We start from the raw sequence: 17,747 nt of genomic DNA, 5'->3' as shown, positions 1-17,747 counted from the left end.
CTAGAAGGATTCAACTACAAGTTGGAATATTTTTAAACGCTAAATTGAGGAGGCGGGGAAATGGGTTTTACATCTCGAGAAATGAGAGAATTATTTACGTTATCATAATTCAAAACGTTATTGCTATTTTCAAAAGGAGAACTCAAAACCACCTGATTATCATCATAATAAATAGATTTCAACACGAATGATATAAATCCATTTTTTGAACTTTCTTCAGAATTTTGATTGATTAGGCTATTGGTTAGTTTAGCTAGTTTTCTATTTAATTCTGTTTCTTCATGATCCCACCACAGGTCATATTTCACAGAGTCAGTAGAATAATATCGCGTCACGACATCATACATTTCACCATTCAATTCGAATTCTTTACCATGTTTCCAATCCAAAATTGTTGATGTGTCACTCAAGGCGAAAGTAAATTGTATCAATTCTTCTTTTGGAATTCCTTCCATCAATTGTCGCTTAACTGTTTTTTGAATTGCAGCTTTTTCAAATTTCAACCAACCATAAATCCCAACAAAAGGCAAGGTAAGCGCCAGAATAAATAATATTGGAATACGGTTTTTCATTAAAACAAAATTAAGCAAATGAAAATAGATAAATATAAATTGTCAATTTTAAATTCTGTATTTGTTTGAGACGGTAGATTTGAATGATTTATATGAACATTACTATATTAAATTATTGGTATTTAACAGTTGGCATAAAATGTGCAAAATGAAGTAGAAATAGAATTTCTTTTTATAGAAGATTATTCTTTACTTTTGCATTAAATATTTAACTGATGAAATTAATCGCTGTACTTTTTATAATGGCTATTGTGCCTGTTTCAATTTCGCAAAATGAATGGTGGAGAATTGGAAAGAGTTCTGAAACTGAAACAAAAACCGAGGAAGAGGTTGAACAAATTCCTGAAAAGGTTGAAGAAGCAACTCCATTGGAAGTTGAAAAACACAACAACCAAGAATGGGTTGAAGATAGTATCGCAGAACCTAAAAATATAAGTCCTGGAAAAATTAACATAGTTAAAAGTTCTGCGGTCGATAAAATAATAAAATTTAAATCCGCAACTATCCCTCCTAATATGGGACCTTTAATGGATGGATATAGAATTCAACTGTTTTTTGATCAAGATAGAAGTGCTGTTGATAAAGCCAGAACTACAATGTTAGGTCTAGATGATAAATCAAGAACATATATTGAATACAAAGCTCCAAATTACTTTTTATTACATGGTGATTATCGAACACAATTAGAAGCTGAGAAATTTCGTGCTACCATCATTTCAGAATTTCCTGCTGCTTTGGTTTTAGAGGACAAAATATATATGCCTGAGATTCCAGAAGAGGAAATAAATGAAGTTGAGGAATTTGATGAGTAGTTTTAGTTAGTTATTAAGTTTTAAAGTTTGATGTAGTTAGATAGTTTGATGTAGTTAGATAGTTATAAAGTTCGAAATAGTTTGGAAACTTGATAACTAACAAACTTGACCACTTGATAACTACCTCAAATAAAATCAAATCCTGTCACGTACGTCGGAGTTTCAAAGGATTTCTTGGCTTTTCCTTTTTGAGTTCTAATAACTAAATCCACCTCTTGTACTCCGTTCACTTTATTCAACAACCCCCAATTCACTTTGTCTTTGTTACTTTTATAAAGCGGCTCTTTTTCATCAACCCACCAAATTATAGTATTGGTTTTCTCTTGGAATAGGATTCCATGGAACAATTTTTCTAAATATTCTGGTTTACTTTCTTTACTCCAAACAGAATCTACAACAGTGAAAATATGAGAATTTGGACGAATTACTTTTCTTAACCCCGGTACAAAAGGAATAATATTTCTCATCAATCCTCCATTTTTACCTGGCAATCTCGTAATTTTCCATTCCGCTCTATGTGATTTTGCCAAAGCAACAATCTCACCGTTCAAAGTTAAGGTATAAAATGGATCATCATTAAAAGTATGATGCGTGAAAAACAATGGATATTTACTATACTTTTCTTGAACTTTTTCGCGTATAAAATCATTGACTTTTACCGCTTCAACTTCTTCTTGTTTCTTCGGTTTTACCCGACTAAAACTTTGCGTTGCTATTTTTGCAGCAGTATAAAATTCAAAGTTCTCACTCATCCACAAGGAGCGCTCATTCCTAGGATCTATGTATGCATAAAACAAATCAGGGTTATCTTCTTCCAACATAAAGACGCTTTCAAAAAAACCACCAATCCTTGTTTTCAGTCCTGAATTCTCCGCTTTTGATCTAGGCTGATTACCCGTGGCTTGCATTCCCAAATTAAAAGCGAAATAACGTACGTACCAATTTTTAGGTCGGCGACAGAAAGTAATGTTTCCTAAAACCTTACCGTTACGTTCCAAATTCATGAACAGCGGGCGGTAAACTTGATTGATACGTTGCTCCAATCGTTGATGTTGATAACGTGCGCCATTCGAACCCAATGTTACGGATTTCAGCAAGTCGAGAACGTCGTCATTATAACTTTCACGCAATACAAATGGAGGCTTTACTTGCATACTTATATAGGTTAAATAATATAAAAACTCCTCATCCCGATTTGATCATTGAGATGAGGAGTCCAATATTAAAATTAAATACTCATTTCAACAATTTTTTCAGCTTCTTTTGGTGTCAAATCTTTTCGTTCTCCAATACCTTCCCATCCTCTATCTTCAAAACGTTTTCTTATCGTTTCAGAAGTTGATTGATAATCATCTGTGTAATCAGAAAGTTTAGTTTTAATTCCTAATGACTCAAAGAAAGTCTTTGTTCTGTGAATTGCTTCCTCGCCACACGAACCTTCGAGTCCAAATATGCGCTGACCATATTGGATTAGTTTTGCTTTTTTATTTTCAAATTTCATGGTGAATAAATTTGGAGCAATAATGGCTAACGTTCGTGCATGATCAATTCCATGTAAAGCTGTTAACTCATGTCCTATCATGTGTGTTGACCAATCATAAGCTACACCAGCTCTTAAGGTTCCATTCAACGCCATAGTTGCACACCACATTAAGTTACTTGCTGCTTTATAATCTCCAGGATCTGCCATAACTTTTGGTCCAATCTCAATCAAAGTTGATAAAATTCCTTCGGCTATTCTTTCTTGCAATAAATTATCAGATGGATAAGTCATGTATTGCTCCAAAGTATGCATATAAGCATCAACAATTCCGTTAGCAATTTGCTTTTGCGGCAATGTTTTAACCACAGTAGGGTCCAAAAATGAAAATTTAGGAAAACCTTGTACTCCTCCCATCGTTCTCTTTTCTTTCAATCTACTGTTTGAAATTACAGCTCCTGAATTCATTTCAGAACCTGTTGCAGGCAATGTTAAAACTGTTCCAAACGGAACTGCATATTCAAATTTACAACCTTTTTTCATTGTTAAAACATCCCAAGGATTTCCATCGTATTTCGCCGCCGAAACAATGAATTTTGTTCCATCAATAACAGAACCTCCACCAATAGCTAATACAAAATCTACTGGGTTATCTTTGATTTGCTCAACCGCTTTCATTAAGGTGTCATACTCTGGATTAGCTTCGATACCTGAAAACTCAACCACTTCATAATCTGAAAGGGATTTCATTACGGCATCATAAACACCATTATTCTTGATGCTTCCACCTCCATAAGTGATCATTATTCGATTTCCCGCAGTGGCAGACTTTATTTTAGTCGGTATTTGATCATAAATATCTTTACCGAAAATTACTTTTGTTGGATTATAATATTCGAAGTTGTTCATTTTACTTTCGTTTTATCTATTTTCATGAAATGCAAATCCTTCATTTGTTTGGATTGCAATTGAGTTTAACAGTATTGTTATAATTATGTTCTCGAAGTTAACGAAATTAGTGCTCTTGATTTGTTAAAATATACGAAGAGATTTCAATTAAATAATCTATCCCTAATAAGGAACCGCAGTTGTCCGCAACACAATGTATTGCACCCCGTGGAGATAAAGCCAATTACGAATTTTAAAAAGTTCAAAATTTATAGCGTCGTACTTTCTGATTGGCAAAAAAAGGATTCCTCGGCGTTTTAATCTTCTTCGAAAATTAAAACTTCGTCGGAATGACGCGCTTTCGTTTGAAGGGTGGTAGAAATTTGTTCAAGCTCCGCTTGAGCAAATTTCTACCCAAAAACACCCCTGAACATCGTCATTCCGATGAAGTGCCAACGACTGAGGAATCTTTTTTTTAAATGCTAAAAAATTATTCGAATATTTAGAGGTTGTTTATAAGTCATTCGAATGCTCGGCATTCCCTTTCCATATAACGACAAGCATAATTCTATTTGACTGGCGAAAAAGGGATTCCTCGGTATTTTAATCTTCTTCGAAAATTAAAACTTTGTCGGAATGACGCGCTTTCGTTTGAAGGGGAGGTAGAAATTTCCTCAAGCGGAGCTTGAGGAAATTTCTACCCAAAAACACCCCAAACATCGTCATTCCGATGAAGTGTCAACGACTGAGGAATCTTTTTTTTAATGCTAACGCACACAACCCAGGATTTGACAACTAATTATCCCTACTAAACTGGTTTGAATAATTAGATGTAAAAGACAAGGCTTGGCTTATTTTTAATTCTCAAGCGTTTATCTTTATAAATAACTGAAATTCAAAATAGGGTATAACGTAGGATTTTACATCTAATTCTTCAAACTCAAATTGTGGAAAACAAATCCTTCATAGGACGACGAACTTTTTTGAATTTCAAGCGATAATCTTCTTCAGAACGATAACCCAATGCAAAAATCACAACTGCATCCAGATTTTGATTGGTAAAACCTAAATCTTCATTTAACTTCTTGCGGTTGAACCCCTCCATTGGACATGCATCAATTTCCTCAACTGCACAAACTGTCATTAAATTTCCTAAAGCAATATACACTTGATTATCCATCCATATCTTTTGTTGTTCCTCAGGAATAGATAAACTCACGCGCAAAGATTTGTCATAATCTTGCATTGATTCATGGGAAACCTCTAATTCATTGGTTAAAGCTGCAGTTTCAATAAAAGAATCTATATCAGTCGATTGAACATCTGTTTTACGACACATAATAATTAGATGAGAAGCATCCTCAATTTGAGGTTGATTATATGCAATTGGGGTTATTTTCTTTTTGATTTCATCAGATTCAACCATTACAAACTTCATCAGTTGCAACCCCATTGAAGTGGGCGTTAACTGCAGTGCTTTTTTAACTTTATTTATTTTTTCATCCGTCAATTTCCTTGAAGCATCGAATTTTTTCACTGCGTACCTCCATTTCAAAGCCTCTATAATGTCCATTTTATCTTGTGTTTTTTTCTAAAATACAAAAATACTTTTTCACATTTGAAAAAAGCCCTTGATTGGAATCGAAATTCGATTATATTTGTTCCTTATCATTTTTAATATCTAAACTATTACATAAAATGGCAAACGAAAAAAACAGATTCTCAGACGACGAACTTTTAGAGTTCAAAGAAATAATTGATGGCAAATTAGTTGAAGCAGCAGAAGATTTGAAAATCTTAAAAAACACGCTTTCTTACAAAGATGACCATGGAACAGATGACACCGGTCGTTCTTTCAATATGATGGAAGACGGTTCAGACACACTATCGCGTGAAGAAATGGCTCAATTGGCATTGCGTCAAGAAAAGTTCATTCAAGCGTTGAAAAATGCCTTGGTTCGTATCGAAAACAAAACATACGGACTTTGTAGGTCAACAGGAAAATTGATCCGCAAAGAACGTTTAAGATTAGTTCCTCATGCTACTTTAAGCATTGAAGCAAAAAATGCACAAGATTCCTAAATTGATTTAAGGTTTGAGAAAACGCTATTTAATTACATTCGGCACGGTTCTTTTGATTTTGATTGTTGATCAAGTGATAAAATTTTGGATCAAAATGAACTTTGCCTATGATGACCCGAGCATTCCTATTCTTGGAGACTGGTTGCATTTAAACTTTGTCGAAAATCAAGGAATGGCATTCGGAACACAACTTGGTGGAGGTATGTGGGGGAAATTAACCCTTTCCCTTTTCCGGATAGTAGCCATAGCCGCAATAATTATTTACATTTTCAAACAAATTAAAAAACCAGAAGTTAAAACAGAGTTCTTTATTGTTGCAGGACTTGTGCTTGCTGGTGCAGCAGGAAATCTCTTCGACTCAATGTTTTATGACTTTATTTTTAGAGATTATTTTGACCCTTGCATTTCATATAATCAAGTTAATGGCTCAGGAGTCTATGCAGAATGTTCTTACTTTGGATACACCGAAATGGTAGAAGTGAGGCACCGTGGTTTTCTCTTCGGAAATGTTGTCGATATGTTTCAATTCAATGTGATTTGGCCTTCTTGGGTTCCTTATTTAGGAGGCGGACAAGTCTTTCCCGCGATTTGGAATGTTGCTGATTTTGCTATTTCATGCGGAATGATCCTGGTCCTACTTAGACAAAAAGTTTACTTCAAATAAACTTTATAGTAGATTGTCTATTTTCCTCTTTTGAAAAAATCCCTCCACAACTGGATACCACATATCTTAAGTAATGTTCCGTATTCTTATATTAGCGTTTTGGAAGTGCAAAAACTCAACAAATCAATAACGTTAAGTAATGTTCGGGATAAAGTTCATTTTTGATAAGTACAATACCCTCATCAGGCATTCTGTCTAACCAATCAAACCGGAACACTGTTTCGGAAAATTGTCAATTATCAATTACCCGATCCACCATTAAAAAACCATTCACACCATTTAAAAAATAACCATATTTAAAATTAACCTTTATTGTATATTTGCTCCTATAAAAAAAAACGTTTAATATTAAACATATAATCGTATCTTTCTGAAATACAGATAAATTAAACAATATGAAAAAAAAATTACTTTTTGGATTCACACTTTTCGCAGGAATTAGTTTTGCTCAGCAAGACGTTCTAGAAATGGAACGCTGTTATTCACATAAATTCATTGAATATCAAGATCAACAAACTCCTGGATTCATTCAACATGTGAATGAACAATTTGAAATCGCTAAGAATAGCCCATTAACAAAATCAACTTGGGAATATAAAATCCCTGTGGTTGTTCATGTAGTTCATTTTTCTGGTGCCCCTGAACAAAATATTCATGACAGTATCATTTTGAATCAAATCGATATTCTAAACGACGATTATAACCGTTGGAATGAAGATACAATTAATATGAGAAGTGATTTTGAAGAAATTGCTGGAAGTCCTAAAATCCTTTTCGGATTGGCATCTATTGACCCTAATGGAAATCCAACTACGGGAATTACAAGAACCGAAACTTCTGTAAGTACTTTCGGTGATTTAGCGATCTTGACTTCTGGAGATTTAAGTGCGGCTGAAGCTGTGAAAAATTCGAGCGAAGGTGGAATTGACCCTTGGGATCAAAGTCGTTACTTAAACATTTGGATTTGTAATATCGACATCTTAGGATTCACACCTTTGTTAGGATATGCTACGCCTCCAACAAATTTACCAAATTGGCCTGCTGGTAGTACAGGTAATTTGAATGACGGAGTTGTTCTTCAATTTCAAGCGGTAGGTTCAAACAACCCAAATGATTTACTTTTAGGTGGTGCAGCGCATGAGGTGCTTGGAAGAACAGCAACCCATGAAGTGGGGCATTATTTAGGTTTACGTCATATTTGGGCTGATGGTGGTTGTAATCAACAAGATGGAATTGATGATACGCCAAATGCAATTGAACAATCAGGAGAATGTGATACAACTGCAAATACTTGTGTAGATGACATTAACGGAATTGATTTGCCAGATATGGTCGAAAACTACATGGATTATTCGGATGAATCATGTCAGAACTCTTTCACAAAAGGTCAAGTTGCTTTAATGAAAGGTGTTTTAGAAAACCAACGATACGATTTGGTGTATAACAACCCTGCTTCTGTATCCAAAAATGTTCTAAATGCTTCAATTTATCCAAATCCAACAACAAATGAATTAAATATTCAATTGGATAACGGACAAATAAAAACAGTTGAAATTTTGAATATGCACGGTCAAACACTAATGCAAACAGAGCAAAATAACGCCGCGGCCAAAATAAATGTAAGCAATTTAACACCAGGCGTTTACATCGTTAAGATTTTAAACTCAAATGGATTGAATACAGTAAACAGATTTATTAAAAAATAAGTTTTATCTGACCATCAGTACGATTAAAATAAAAACCTTTACATAAAAATAACTACCACACAACTGCTTTCGTGTGGTAGTTTTTTTACCTTTATCCCAAATCGCAATACATAATGATCAAAATTTTAATCACTGGAGGAGCGGGCTTTATACCAAGTTGCTTAGCAGATGAGCTGTTGAAAGACCCGAATAATAAAGTTATAGCTGTAGATAACTTCTTAACTGGAAGTCCGGCTAAAATTTCTAAGAGTGAATTCGATAACTATCAATTTATAGAGGGAGATTGCAACAATTATCAACAAATGGAAGCCATTTTTGATGCCTACACTTTTGATTTTGTTTTTCATTATGCTGCCGTAGTTGGGGTAAAAAGAACAACGGACTCTCCAATATCTGTATTAAAAGATGTTGATGGTTTAAATAACATTTTCAAATTAAGTGCCGAAAGAAAGGTTAAACGTATATTTTTCTCTTCTTCTTCCGAAGTTTATGGTGAACCCGTTGAAATGCCACAAAGTGAAAAAACAACACCTTTGAACTCTAAATTACCTTACGCTATTGTAAAAAATCTTGGCGAAGCTTATTGTCGCTCGTATACACATGAATACGGATTGAAATACACAATTTTTCGATTCTTCAATACATACGGACCTAAACAAAGTCCTGATTTCGTGATGAGTAAATTCATTAAGCAGGCTTTAAATAATCAAGATATTACAATTTATGGTGATGGTGCTCAAACGCGTACATTTTGCTATATCGATGATAATATTGAAGCGACTGTTAAAACTTTGAATGAAAATAAATTCGTGAATGATGTAATTAACATTGGAAACGATAAAGAAACCTCTATTCTTGAACTGGCAAGAATAATCATCCAAATTACAGAATCAAAATCAAAAATCGTATTCTTACCTCCTTTAAAAGAAGGTGACATGACCAGAAGACAACCGAATTCTAGTAACATCAAAGGATTATTAAATAGAGATTTTTTACCACTTGAAGAAGGCATCAAAAAGGTCATTAAATCTGAAATTTATAAGAAGTTGAATAATTTGTAATTATTCAGACTTATCGATTGTATAGTAAATAAGGTGAATTAAATGCTGACTTCAATCCCTCTTACTATTTGAAAGCCAACAAGGGTTTTTAGCCATATCTTGGAATGAGAAAACTTAAACGACTTACAAATTATAATAGGAAACCAAACCCATTTATTAATACATGAATTCCCCTCAATTCTCCGATTTCAAAAATGGCTACTGATTCTGCTAAACATAATCCGCCATATCACCTTCTACTTTTCTAAAGTAAAATAGTCCGGAAATGAAGATTACAAGTATCATTAAGATAGAAACCCACATTAATGGACCTGGAGCATCTCCACCAAACATCGACCAACGGAAACCTTGTACCACACCTGCCATTGGATTAAGGTAATAAATTGTACTTGCCCATTCGGGTAATTGTTTAACGGCAAATTCTGCAGGATAAGCAACAGGTGTAATATATAACCCAATTTGCACCATAAAAGGGACAACATGTTGGAAATCTCGGTAACGAACAGTTAAAGCACTCAACCAAATTCCAACAGCCAAAGCAGCAACAACCCCTACTAAAATAAATATTGGAGCCATCCAAATATATTCTGAAGGAGGAACTTGAAAGTAAAACATTAAAACTATCATAATCAACAATGCAACCCCAAAATCGATAAAACCTACAACGGCTTTTGATAGCGGAATAATTAAACGGGGAAAGTAAATTTTCTTGATCATGTTCTGGCTTGCAATAATAGAACTTCCTGAATTGGTCATTACATAAGAAAAATAACTCCAAACGCTCATCCCGGCTACAGTGAACAAAATATGTGGCACTTCTGTTTCAACTCCTACAAATCGACCAAATACTAATGATAGAATTAACAAGGTGATCACAGGCTGAAGAATTGCCCATAAGAACCCTATCGATGTTTGTGCATAACGAACTCTAAAATCACGCCATGCTAAAGTGACAAATAAATCTTTGTACTGATACAACTCTTTAAAATCTGGAATGATAGACTTCTTACTGGCGTCTATTATAGTTTTGTGGACTGGTTTATTCATGAATAAGTTACTTTTCTAACAATCGATCTAAGGCTTCTGCAAGCAATTTAGTTTGGTACTTTCTCGTGTAAAAGTAAGCATTTTTTGTATTTCTAGGACCGATTAATGCTTGACCATTTTTTTTCTTCTCAACTAAACTCTCAAGAATAATCTTACATTCATCCTGAGTATTTGCGATATATCCCGATTCTGTTTCTTCGATAAAATTTTCCATCAAATCATTGTCAGATGGGCAAAGTAAAATTGGCTTACCTGAATTGTAATAATCGTAAATTTTTACGGGTAAAATCCCTGTAAGATTTTGAATACTCGTTAAAACTACAACATCTGAGTTGGCTAGGTAATTTGTAACCTCTTTGTGTTGCACCTTATCCATTAAAGTCACATTCGGACCTAAAATCTTAGTTTTACTTTCCAATGCCTTTTTTCCTTCTTCGTTAGAATATGAACCCAAAAAACTAAGATGAATTTTTGCTTCCTGCTCATTTTTATTAATCTCATTTATAGCCTTAAACAAAATTGAAAAGTTTTGTTCTCCATATAAAGAGCCCATATAAAGAAGCCTTATCTTTTTATTCTGCTTTAAGTTTTCTTCATCAGAAACCGAAATCTCTTTATCAAAACCATTTGCACTAACAATACCGTTTTTAGATATAAGTTTGGAAATATCATTCTTCCAACTTTTTGAAACAGTAATGAATGAAGAGCAATTTGATGTCCATTTTTTCTCGCTTTTCTTTTCAAGATTATAAATTACTTTCTCAAGTGCATTATTTGGAGTAACCCCTTCATTATTTGACCATTTATCTCTATAGTCAGGAATCCAAAGTATCCCTGGGAAATCTTTCTTTAATTGATATCCAATAGAAAAAGCTTGAAATGGTCGGCCACTAACAATTACAATTCTTATACTTGGATCATTCTTAATTAATTCCTTTGAATAATCGTAAAAATTAGAGAATGGTAGACTGCTCAAAAAGTAATTTGAAAAAACCAATTCTTGAAGAGTAAGTGCTTTTTGAATGGGTTTTAATTTAGGGTAATTAGAAAGTCGATCGCGAATACTTCTCTTGTAGGGTAAGCGATGAACTTCGTGAGTTTTAAGTTCTTCAACCTCCAATTGATTATTTCCCTGCTTATCAATTAAATCTGTTTGTCCCTCATTCCATTTACGTGTAATGACAATAGGAAAATATCCAAATTCATGTAAATAATTTGCCCATGCAGCCGTTCGTTGTGCCCCAACAAAGTTCGCTGGAGGGAAAAAATAAGAAAGGATCAGTATTTTTTTCATTTCGGTTTTATTCTAAAAAATAATGATTATAAGTTTAATTGATATCTAAATCATAATTCTGGTATCCTAACTACTTAAATTTGGGAAAGGAATTCAATAAGTTACTTTGAATTTCGGAAATCGTATCTCGGGAAATGGAATAATCATCAATCAGAGCATTAATTTCACTTTGAAATTCACTGGATTTTTCTGGTTTAAAAAATGCTAAATCCTTCAACCCAAAAACAGAATAATAGTCGTTAAATTTATAATTACCGCCAGCTATTTTATCAGAAAAAACAGCTCGAACATTCGGAATTCCTAAACTGTCAGCTGCAATAAGTCCATGCATAGCACTTGAAATAATATTTTCACATTCCGATACTTTTGTTAAAAAGGTAATAGGATCATCCATGATATCTAGAATTATAGATTCATTCAAATTCTTCTGTAAATCGCTAACTAATGGATTATCCTTATCAACATAATGTGGAACAATTCCATATCGGTATTTCTTTATGGTTTTATCGGTATTAATGAGTTTTGAAGCCAATAACCCTGGATCACCTAAAGCAATATCAAAAGGTCTATCGAACATTTGTTCCACACGTTGCTTGCTTGACTGGCCTCTTAAAGCATGAATATTTACTTTTCTAAAAAATGATTCTTGTTTTAACTTAGGGTTGATAATTCTGGTTTCGGGAGGTGCGATAAAACCAGATCCCCAAATATTTAATTGTGGCAATGTTAGTTTCTTAACCGCTAGTTTTATCTTTCCACTCCCATGTAAAAAAGATTCTAGAAGACTTCCAATTGCAACCAATTGACATTTATATACAGATTCAAAAACAGGTTCAACATTCAATATTTTTTGCAATATTGCAATGTTTAATTGATCTCCAAAATTACTGTTTTTATTAAAGAAATATAATGATGTCTTCGGTGATTCATTCATAAATTTATTATTTAGAATAAGGTAAATTTTCAGGTTTTGGAAAATTAAGTACCAAGTTGTCGTAAGAGTTAGTAAAATGACCTAAATCTAATGTTCTTATATTTAATTTACTCAAATCATAGGCTAAAACTGATGCAGTAGGACCTAATGAACAAATCACAATTGGGTTCTCGACTTTATTTGAAACTTCAAGAACTTCTTCAATTGTTTGGTTATATGCTTGCCAAGCATTTACTGGCTGAGAATAAACCATGTGTTTAGTTAACATATTATCAAATAAAAAATGTTCTTCGTTTAGTCGAGAACCTTTTCCTGAGACGAAAATAACATTTCGTTTGTCCCATATTTGTTTCATTAATAGAAATTGTTCTTTACTTAAACTCCTCGTAATATTTGAATTAAAATATGTTTTACCTAAATCTAAGAGTCTACAAATACTGACTACATTTTCATACCAAAACATTTTAGAATAATCACTCAATTTATCATTTGGGAAATTCAATATTGAAACAATACAATTTTCGGTGCTTCCTTTGATTAAGATTTCCCTCATTCTATTACTCAAGGTCTTACTAACTTCTTGAAAACCGATTCCTCTTCCCAAACATAAAGAATATTCACCATCACCAAATCTAGAAATCGATTTATCCGTGTGTATTAATTCGTTTAAAGTTTCTTTTATCCCTAATACCTCTGGATGCTTTTTTTTGAGCCTATGAATACTTCTATATATTCTTTCGTCTGATAGGTTTAACAGTCTTAAAATACCTATTCTAAAAGCACGATTTATTTTAGGTAAGTTTACTCTCATTGAATTACATTTAGTAAAATACGTTCCTGCTGATTCCAGCTGTAAATCAATGCTGCTTCTCTACAATTCTCTTTGAAAGGATGCGTATCTAACGCAATAAGTTCATTTATCGAAGAAGAGATCTCATCAATATTATTATTAGTTTGTATTCCGATTTTAAATTTATTAAAAACAATATTGTTTTCAAAAGAATAACTTGCAATAACTGGAATTGATGAATGTATGTACTCAAATAGTTTATTTGGTGCCGCTAAGGATTTACTTAAATTAAAATTCTCAAGTAAATTAATTCCACAAAAAGCCGCTGAAGTATAACTAGGTAAATCATCGAATGGAACTGCCTTTTCAAAAAACACTCGATTTTCAAGTTTTAAATCTTTCGTTAGTTTAATTAAGTGATCTTTTAATGGTCCATTTCCTAAAATAAATAAAACACATTCTTTGTCAACTAATGGAAAGGATCTAATTAACAAATCCAATCCTCTACCGTTGTTCAACATACCTTGATATAGTACAATTTTAGTAGAAGGTGTCAACCCTAACTTAGAATGTAAATCAATTGTTTTTAAATTCTCTTTAAATTCCGGACAATTCATTACCACATGAATCCCTTTGTAATCATATTTTTTTTCAAAATATTCTTTTACCCCTTGTCCAACTGTAATAAATTTATCCACACTTTTTAGGTACTTTTTTTCAGCTGCTTCTCCTACGTATTTTAAGAACTTGAGGTTGAATTTATAAAAAAGTCCTTTTAATCCTTTTGCTTTTGTTGGCAGAAATTGATTTAAAGTTTCAATATAAATTTCGTGAGAATCATAAATCACCTTGGTGCTTTTCTTAGCCTTAATCAATAAGGCTGGCTTTAAACATGGTAAATCATTTGCGTAAATATAATCGTATTCTTTATTCGTTTTTAATACTTGATGCGAGAGAAAACTGTACTCATTATAGAAAAATGTATGACGAATTATCTTTGTTTTAAAACCTACTTTCTTAACCGTATGATATAACTGTACATTATCATTAAATAACAATTGATCGTCCGGACTTCCATTAATATAGAAGATGTCTACAAAATTATTCTTTGAAATTGTACGTGCTATTTTTATAACTCTAGGGTCATTTTTTATGGGGCCATTTAAGAGAATGCAAATCTTCTTCATTTTTTTATAAAATTTTCATACCGATTAAAGTTAGCCTTAAAAGTATAGTTATTAATTATGTTTTTATTGGCTTTCTTTCCAACAGTTTCAAAGTCTATCTCTCCTTTCAAAAGTTGAATCAAAGTGTCTTCCCAATCTTGAGAATTATAAATCAAAAATGAACTTATTCCATCCTCAACGATTTCTCTATTAATGGTTATTGCACTAGCAACGCTCACAATACCCAATCCCATGTATTGAATGAGTTTAAATCCACCTTTCCCTTTAGATCTTTCATCTTCTAAAAGTGGCATTAAACCAACATCAATTTTATACAAATTTTCTATTTCTGTTTCTAAAGACCACTGAATAAATTCAATTTCAAAATCTGTATCTCTGCTATATTTTTCGCCCCCAATAACAATGAGTTTAAAATTATAAGTTTTCGAAAGTTTGTTGAGCGTTGGCAACAGAGTGTCCAACAAAAAGTAATTGTGATCTCCGCCAATCCAACCAAAAGCCAACTTTTTAATTTCTGAAGGATACTGTTTAGCTGTATAGTTATTATAATCTACACAAGTGGGAATAACTAAAATATTATCGGAACTAAGGTGTATATTTTCTTTCGAAACTTTGTCTTTTAAATAATTACTGGCAACGATAAACTTTTTATATAATCGTAATGTGTCATTAAACTTATTCCCTTCTTCGCCCATTATTTTCCCATACCGATTGGTGATTTTTTTGGGTTGATTTTTAGCTGCAGCGATATCATCATCAAAATCGAGAATTACATTGTCATGAATCTTTAATAGCAATTTATCTAAAAACAAATTACCATAATCGTTATACAATAACAATTCTCTTCTTACAATAACAGTTTCAAACTTACGCGCCATTAAGACATGCTTAAATCTTCTTTTCAAAAAAGTAATAAAGAACTTAGTTCTATTATTTTTAAGCAAGTTATAGAATTCATTTTTTTCAATAGCCGATAAAATATCAACTTTATACCCGGCTTTTTCTAATTCTTCTGCCCACAATTTAACGCGCCAATGATAACCAGCATTTTCCGGAAAAAAAGCAGGTAAAAAAAGTATGGATTTAGGATGTCTATTTGCTTTCTTTACTACGAACAAACTTTTAGAACGATAAATAAAAATCGTAAAAAATAAAGAGATATTTTGCAGAATTCTCAACAGTGAGTCTAGTTCATTAATAAATTAAAAGTGTTAAAGGCCAACGTTACAATAGCGATTTCAAATCTTCAAAAGAAATTAAGTTCATGGATTCTTTTCTATTTTCATTCATAACACCATATTCAAAAAATGGATTTTTTATTGAACTTGCACTTCCGATTTTGTGAGTTTTAGAAATAATTCCTACCCCCCAATCTGTATCAACACAGCACGAAAATAAATCTTTGTTTTGGCGCCATTTCACGAAAGCCTTCCAAGTTGTACCGTTCCAATTATTTCCAGCGGGAGAAATTCGGTATCCATGTTCTTCTCTTGCATGCCATTCTGATGGGGGATTACAATCATGTAAAATGATGAAGCCATCTTCTTTAATAAATTCTAATGCATTTTCTATATCTCTATTAACTTGGTCTGCTAAATGTAGGCCATCAATAAAAATAACATCGAATTTTAAATCCTTGCTTAGAACTTTGTTGGTTCTCAATTGACTAAAGAATTCATCACTTGTCAGTTTAAAATCAACAGGGTTTTCCTTAAATTCTAAACCAGGATCAACACTGTATTTAGTGGTTGATATAATTTTATCATAATTAATTGCGGGATTCCTTACTCCAATTTCCAAATAGGTGGTGTCTCTATTTAGTTTTTGCAATAAAAAATTGATAATATCTGAACGTAAAGGAGTTTTGTCAGCTTCCTTTTTATTTAAATCTGCAACTTTAATGTGAAATGGATCTGTTAAGAAACGACCACCCCAATTATAATAATCTTTTATTTTTTTTATCATTATTGTCTAAATATTACTTTGCCATTTATAGTTTCCAAAAACATTTCCATATTCATAACTTCCATGAATTGCTAATGGAGAAGTTGCATCATAAATTGAAAATCCACAAACATCATTAGCAACATCTATTTGTTCAACTTTAGGTATATGAATAAATGTTGTTATATCGTATTGCCCTCGGGTTAAGAACATTTTATCTAGTTTTAGGACTAAAACCTCGTTGTCGATTGCTTTTTCAACTGAAAAAATCGGAGAACCATATTTATCCTTGAAGATCACAAAGAGTGAATAAGGGTGGTTTTCTTTCCTAACTTCAAAAGAAAATTTTAATAATATTTCATCTTCACAAGTAAATTCATTAGAGTTTTCACCATCTCCATTAAATAATTCAATTGATTTAAAAGCAACTGGAATATCAGGTTTAACGATTTCAGGTTTATATTGATAACTTAATTTTCCTGATTTAATATAAGCCTGGATAACTTCACTAATTTCTCCTTGCTTTATAATCTTTCCATGTTCTAAAAGAATTCCCTTAGTACAAAGTTTTCTAACTGCTGCTAAGTCATGACTTACAAAGATAACTGTTCTACCTTCACCTGCCACATCTTTCATTTTCCCCAAACATTTCTTTTGAAATTCAGCATCTCCTACTGCAAGTACCTCATCAATAATCAAAATCTCTGGTTCCAAATGCGCCGCAACAGAAAATGCAAGTCTAACGTACATCCCTGAAGAATAATGTTTCACTGGAGTGTCAATAAATTTCTTTACACCTGAGAACTGAATAATTTCATCTAGTTTGGCTGAAACTTCTTTTCGAGACATTCCAAGAAGAGTTCCATTCAAATAAATATTTTCTCTTCCAGTAAGTTCAGGGTGAAATCCAGTACCCACCTCTAACAGAGATGCAACTCTCCCATTTATTTCTATCCTCCCTTTAGTAGGTTGAGTTATTTTGGAAAGTATTTTTAGTAATGTCGATTTTCCTGCGCCATTTTTACCTATAATTCCAATTACTTCACCCTCATTTATTTCGAAGGAAACATTTTCTAATGCAAAAAAAGATTCCGTTGAGCTTTCCTTTTTCTTAAGCATTCCAGTTAAAGACTGCCTAAGTGAGGAGTCCTTTTTCTTACCAATTAGATAAGATTTGGAAAGGTTCGAGATTGTTATCGCATTTTCAGTGGTAATCAAAGACTTTGTATTAAGTTATTCATCTAGTTAGCGCTGCTAAATTACTAACTATTATTCAAGTTTTTGTA

Annotated in this window: 17 protein-coding genes; 5 read left to right on the top strand and 12 right to left on the bottom strand. The window is 32.7% G+C overall.

What is annotated here, in order from left to right; genetic code table 11:
• Positions 1 to 32: 32 nt before the first annotated feature.
• Positions 33 to 572 carry a hypothetical protein gene (locus tag C6368_RS12105; RefSeq protein WP_107039475.1) on the bottom strand — a complete coding sequence of 180 codons (540 nt, stop codon included), beginning with the start codon at positions 570 to 572 and terminating at the stop codon, positions 33 to 35.
• A gap of 215 nt (positions 573 to 787) precedes the next feature.
• Here C6368_RS12105 and C6368_RS12100 point away from each other — a divergent pair, with 215 nt between their 5' ends.
• The gene (locus tag C6368_RS12100; RefSeq protein ID WP_107039474.1) at positions 788 to 1,384 is read left to right on the top strand and encodes a hypothetical protein; all 597 of its coding nucleotides are present in this window, start codon (positions 788 to 790) and stop codon (positions 1,382 to 1,384) included.
• A gap of 125 nt (positions 1,385 to 1,509) precedes the next feature.
• Here C6368_RS12100 and C6368_RS12095 read toward each other — a convergent pair whose 3' ends face one another.
• The 3 genes from C6368_RS12095 to C6368_RS12085 form a co-directional block, all read right to left on the bottom strand.
• On the bottom strand, positions 1,510 to 2,538 hold the full coding sequence (locus C6368_RS12095) for a hypothetical protein (protein ID WP_107039473.1): 1,029 nt from the start codon (positions 2,536 to 2,538) through the stop codon (positions 1,510 to 1,512).
• Positions 2,539 to 2,612: 74 nt separating this feature from the next.
• Positions 2,613 to 3,773 (bottom strand): iron-containing alcohol dehydrogenase, encoded by a 1,161-nt coding sequence (locus tag C6368_RS12090; protein ID WP_107039472.1) that lies wholly within the window; start codon positions 3,771 to 3,773, stop codon positions 2,613 to 2,615.
• A gap of 919 nt (positions 3,774 to 4,692) precedes the next feature.
• Positions 4,693 to 5,325 (bottom strand): nitroreductase family protein, encoded by a 633-nt coding sequence (locus C6368_RS12085; protein WP_107039471.1) that lies wholly within the window; start codon positions 5,323 to 5,325, stop codon positions 4,693 to 4,695.
• A gap of 125 nt (positions 5,326 to 5,450) precedes the next feature.
• On the opposite strand from C6368_RS12085, the gene C6368_RS12080 reads away from it, so the two are divergent.
• The 4 genes from C6368_RS12080 to C6368_RS12065 all read left to right on the top strand — a co-directional run bounded on the left by C6368_RS12080 (position 5,451) and on the right by C6368_RS12065 (position 9,265).
• Positions 5,451 to 5,834, top strand: coding sequence for a TraR/DksA family transcriptional regulator (locus C6368_RS12080; RefSeq protein ID WP_107039470.1), 384 nt, complete (start codon positions 5,451 to 5,453; stop codon positions 5,832 to 5,834).
• Positions 5,835 to 5,847: 13 nt separating this feature from the next.
• A complete protein-coding gene (locus tag C6368_RS12075) occupies positions 5,848 to 6,498 on the top strand; it encodes a signal peptidase II (RefSeq protein ID WP_107039469.1) in 651 nt (216 codons plus the stop codon).
• A gap of 395 nt (positions 6,499 to 6,893) precedes the next feature.
• A complete protein-coding gene (locus tag C6368_RS12070; protein WP_107039468.1) occupies positions 6,894 to 8,204 on the top strand; it encodes a M43 family zinc metalloprotease in 1,311 nt (436 codons plus the stop codon).
• Positions 8,205 to 8,317: 113 nt separating this feature from the next.
• The gene (locus C6368_RS12065) at positions 8,318 to 9,265 is read left to right on the top strand and encodes an NAD-dependent epimerase/dehydratase family protein (protein ID WP_107039467.1); all 948 of its coding nucleotides are present in this window, start codon (positions 8,318 to 8,320) and stop codon (positions 9,263 to 9,265) included.
• Positions 9,266 to 9,475: 210 nt separating this feature from the next.
• Here C6368_RS12065 and C6368_RS12060 read toward each other — a convergent pair whose 3' ends face one another.
• From C6368_RS12060 to C6368_RS12025, 8 genes are all read right to left on the bottom strand, one after another.
• Entirely contained in the window at positions 9,476 to 10,312 is an 837-nt protein-coding gene (locus tag C6368_RS12060) for an ABC transporter permease (protein WP_107039466.1), read from the bottom strand.
• Positions 10,313 to 10,319: 7 nt separating this feature from the next.
• Entirely contained in the window at positions 10,320 to 11,606 is a 1,287-nt protein-coding gene (locus C6368_RS12055) for a glycosyltransferase (protein ID WP_107039465.1), read from the bottom strand.
• 70 nt (positions 11,607 to 11,676) lie between these two features.
• Positions 11,677 to 12,540: a polysaccharide pyruvyl transferase family protein gene (locus C6368_RS12050; protein WP_107039464.1), complete on the bottom strand. Its 864-nt coding sequence runs from the start codon at positions 12,538 to 12,540 to the stop codon at positions 11,677 to 11,679.
• A gap of 7 nt (positions 12,541 to 12,547) precedes the next feature.
• A complete protein-coding gene (locus C6368_RS12045; protein WP_107039463.1) occupies positions 12,548 to 13,351 on the bottom strand; it encodes a GT-D fold domain-containing glycosyltransferase in 804 nt (267 codons plus the stop codon).
• Positions 13,348 to 14,517 carry a glycosyltransferase gene (locus C6368_RS12040; protein WP_107039462.1) on the bottom strand — a complete coding sequence of 390 codons (1,170 nt, stop codon included), beginning with the start codon at positions 14,515 to 14,517 and terminating at the stop codon, positions 13,348 to 13,350. The genes C6368_RS12045 and C6368_RS12040 overlap by 4 nt, the downstream gene beginning before the upstream one ends.
• Positions 14,514 to 15,635 (bottom strand): glycosyltransferase family 4 protein, encoded by a 1,122-nt coding sequence (locus tag C6368_RS12035; RefSeq protein WP_107039461.1) that lies wholly within the window; start codon positions 15,633 to 15,635, stop codon positions 14,514 to 14,516. Before C6368_RS12035 ends, C6368_RS12040 begins: the two co-directional genes overlap by 4 nt.
• A gap of 106 nt (positions 15,636 to 15,741) precedes the next feature.
• Positions 15,742 to 16,482 carry a class I SAM-dependent methyltransferase gene (locus C6368_RS12030; protein WP_107039460.1) on the bottom strand — a complete coding sequence of 247 codons (741 nt, stop codon included), beginning with the start codon at positions 16,480 to 16,482 and terminating at the stop codon, positions 15,742 to 15,744.
• Between the two features lie 6 nt (positions 16,483 to 16,488).
• Positions 16,489 to 17,580, bottom strand: coding sequence for an ABC transporter ATP-binding protein (locus C6368_RS12025; RefSeq protein WP_107039570.1), 1,092 nt, complete (start codon positions 17,578 to 17,580; stop codon positions 16,489 to 16,491).
• Positions 17,581 to 17,747 lie beyond the last annotated feature (167 nt).

The sequence above is a fragment of the Brumimicrobium mesophilum genome (genome assembly GCF_003025005.1).
Taxonomy (GTDB): domain Bacteria; phylum Bacteroidota; class Bacteroidia; order Flavobacteriales_D; family Crocinitomicaceae; genus Brumimicrobium; species Brumimicrobium mesophilum.
Note: the sequence above shows the minus strand (reverse complement) of the source record. Positions and strands in the feature narration are given on the sequence as shown.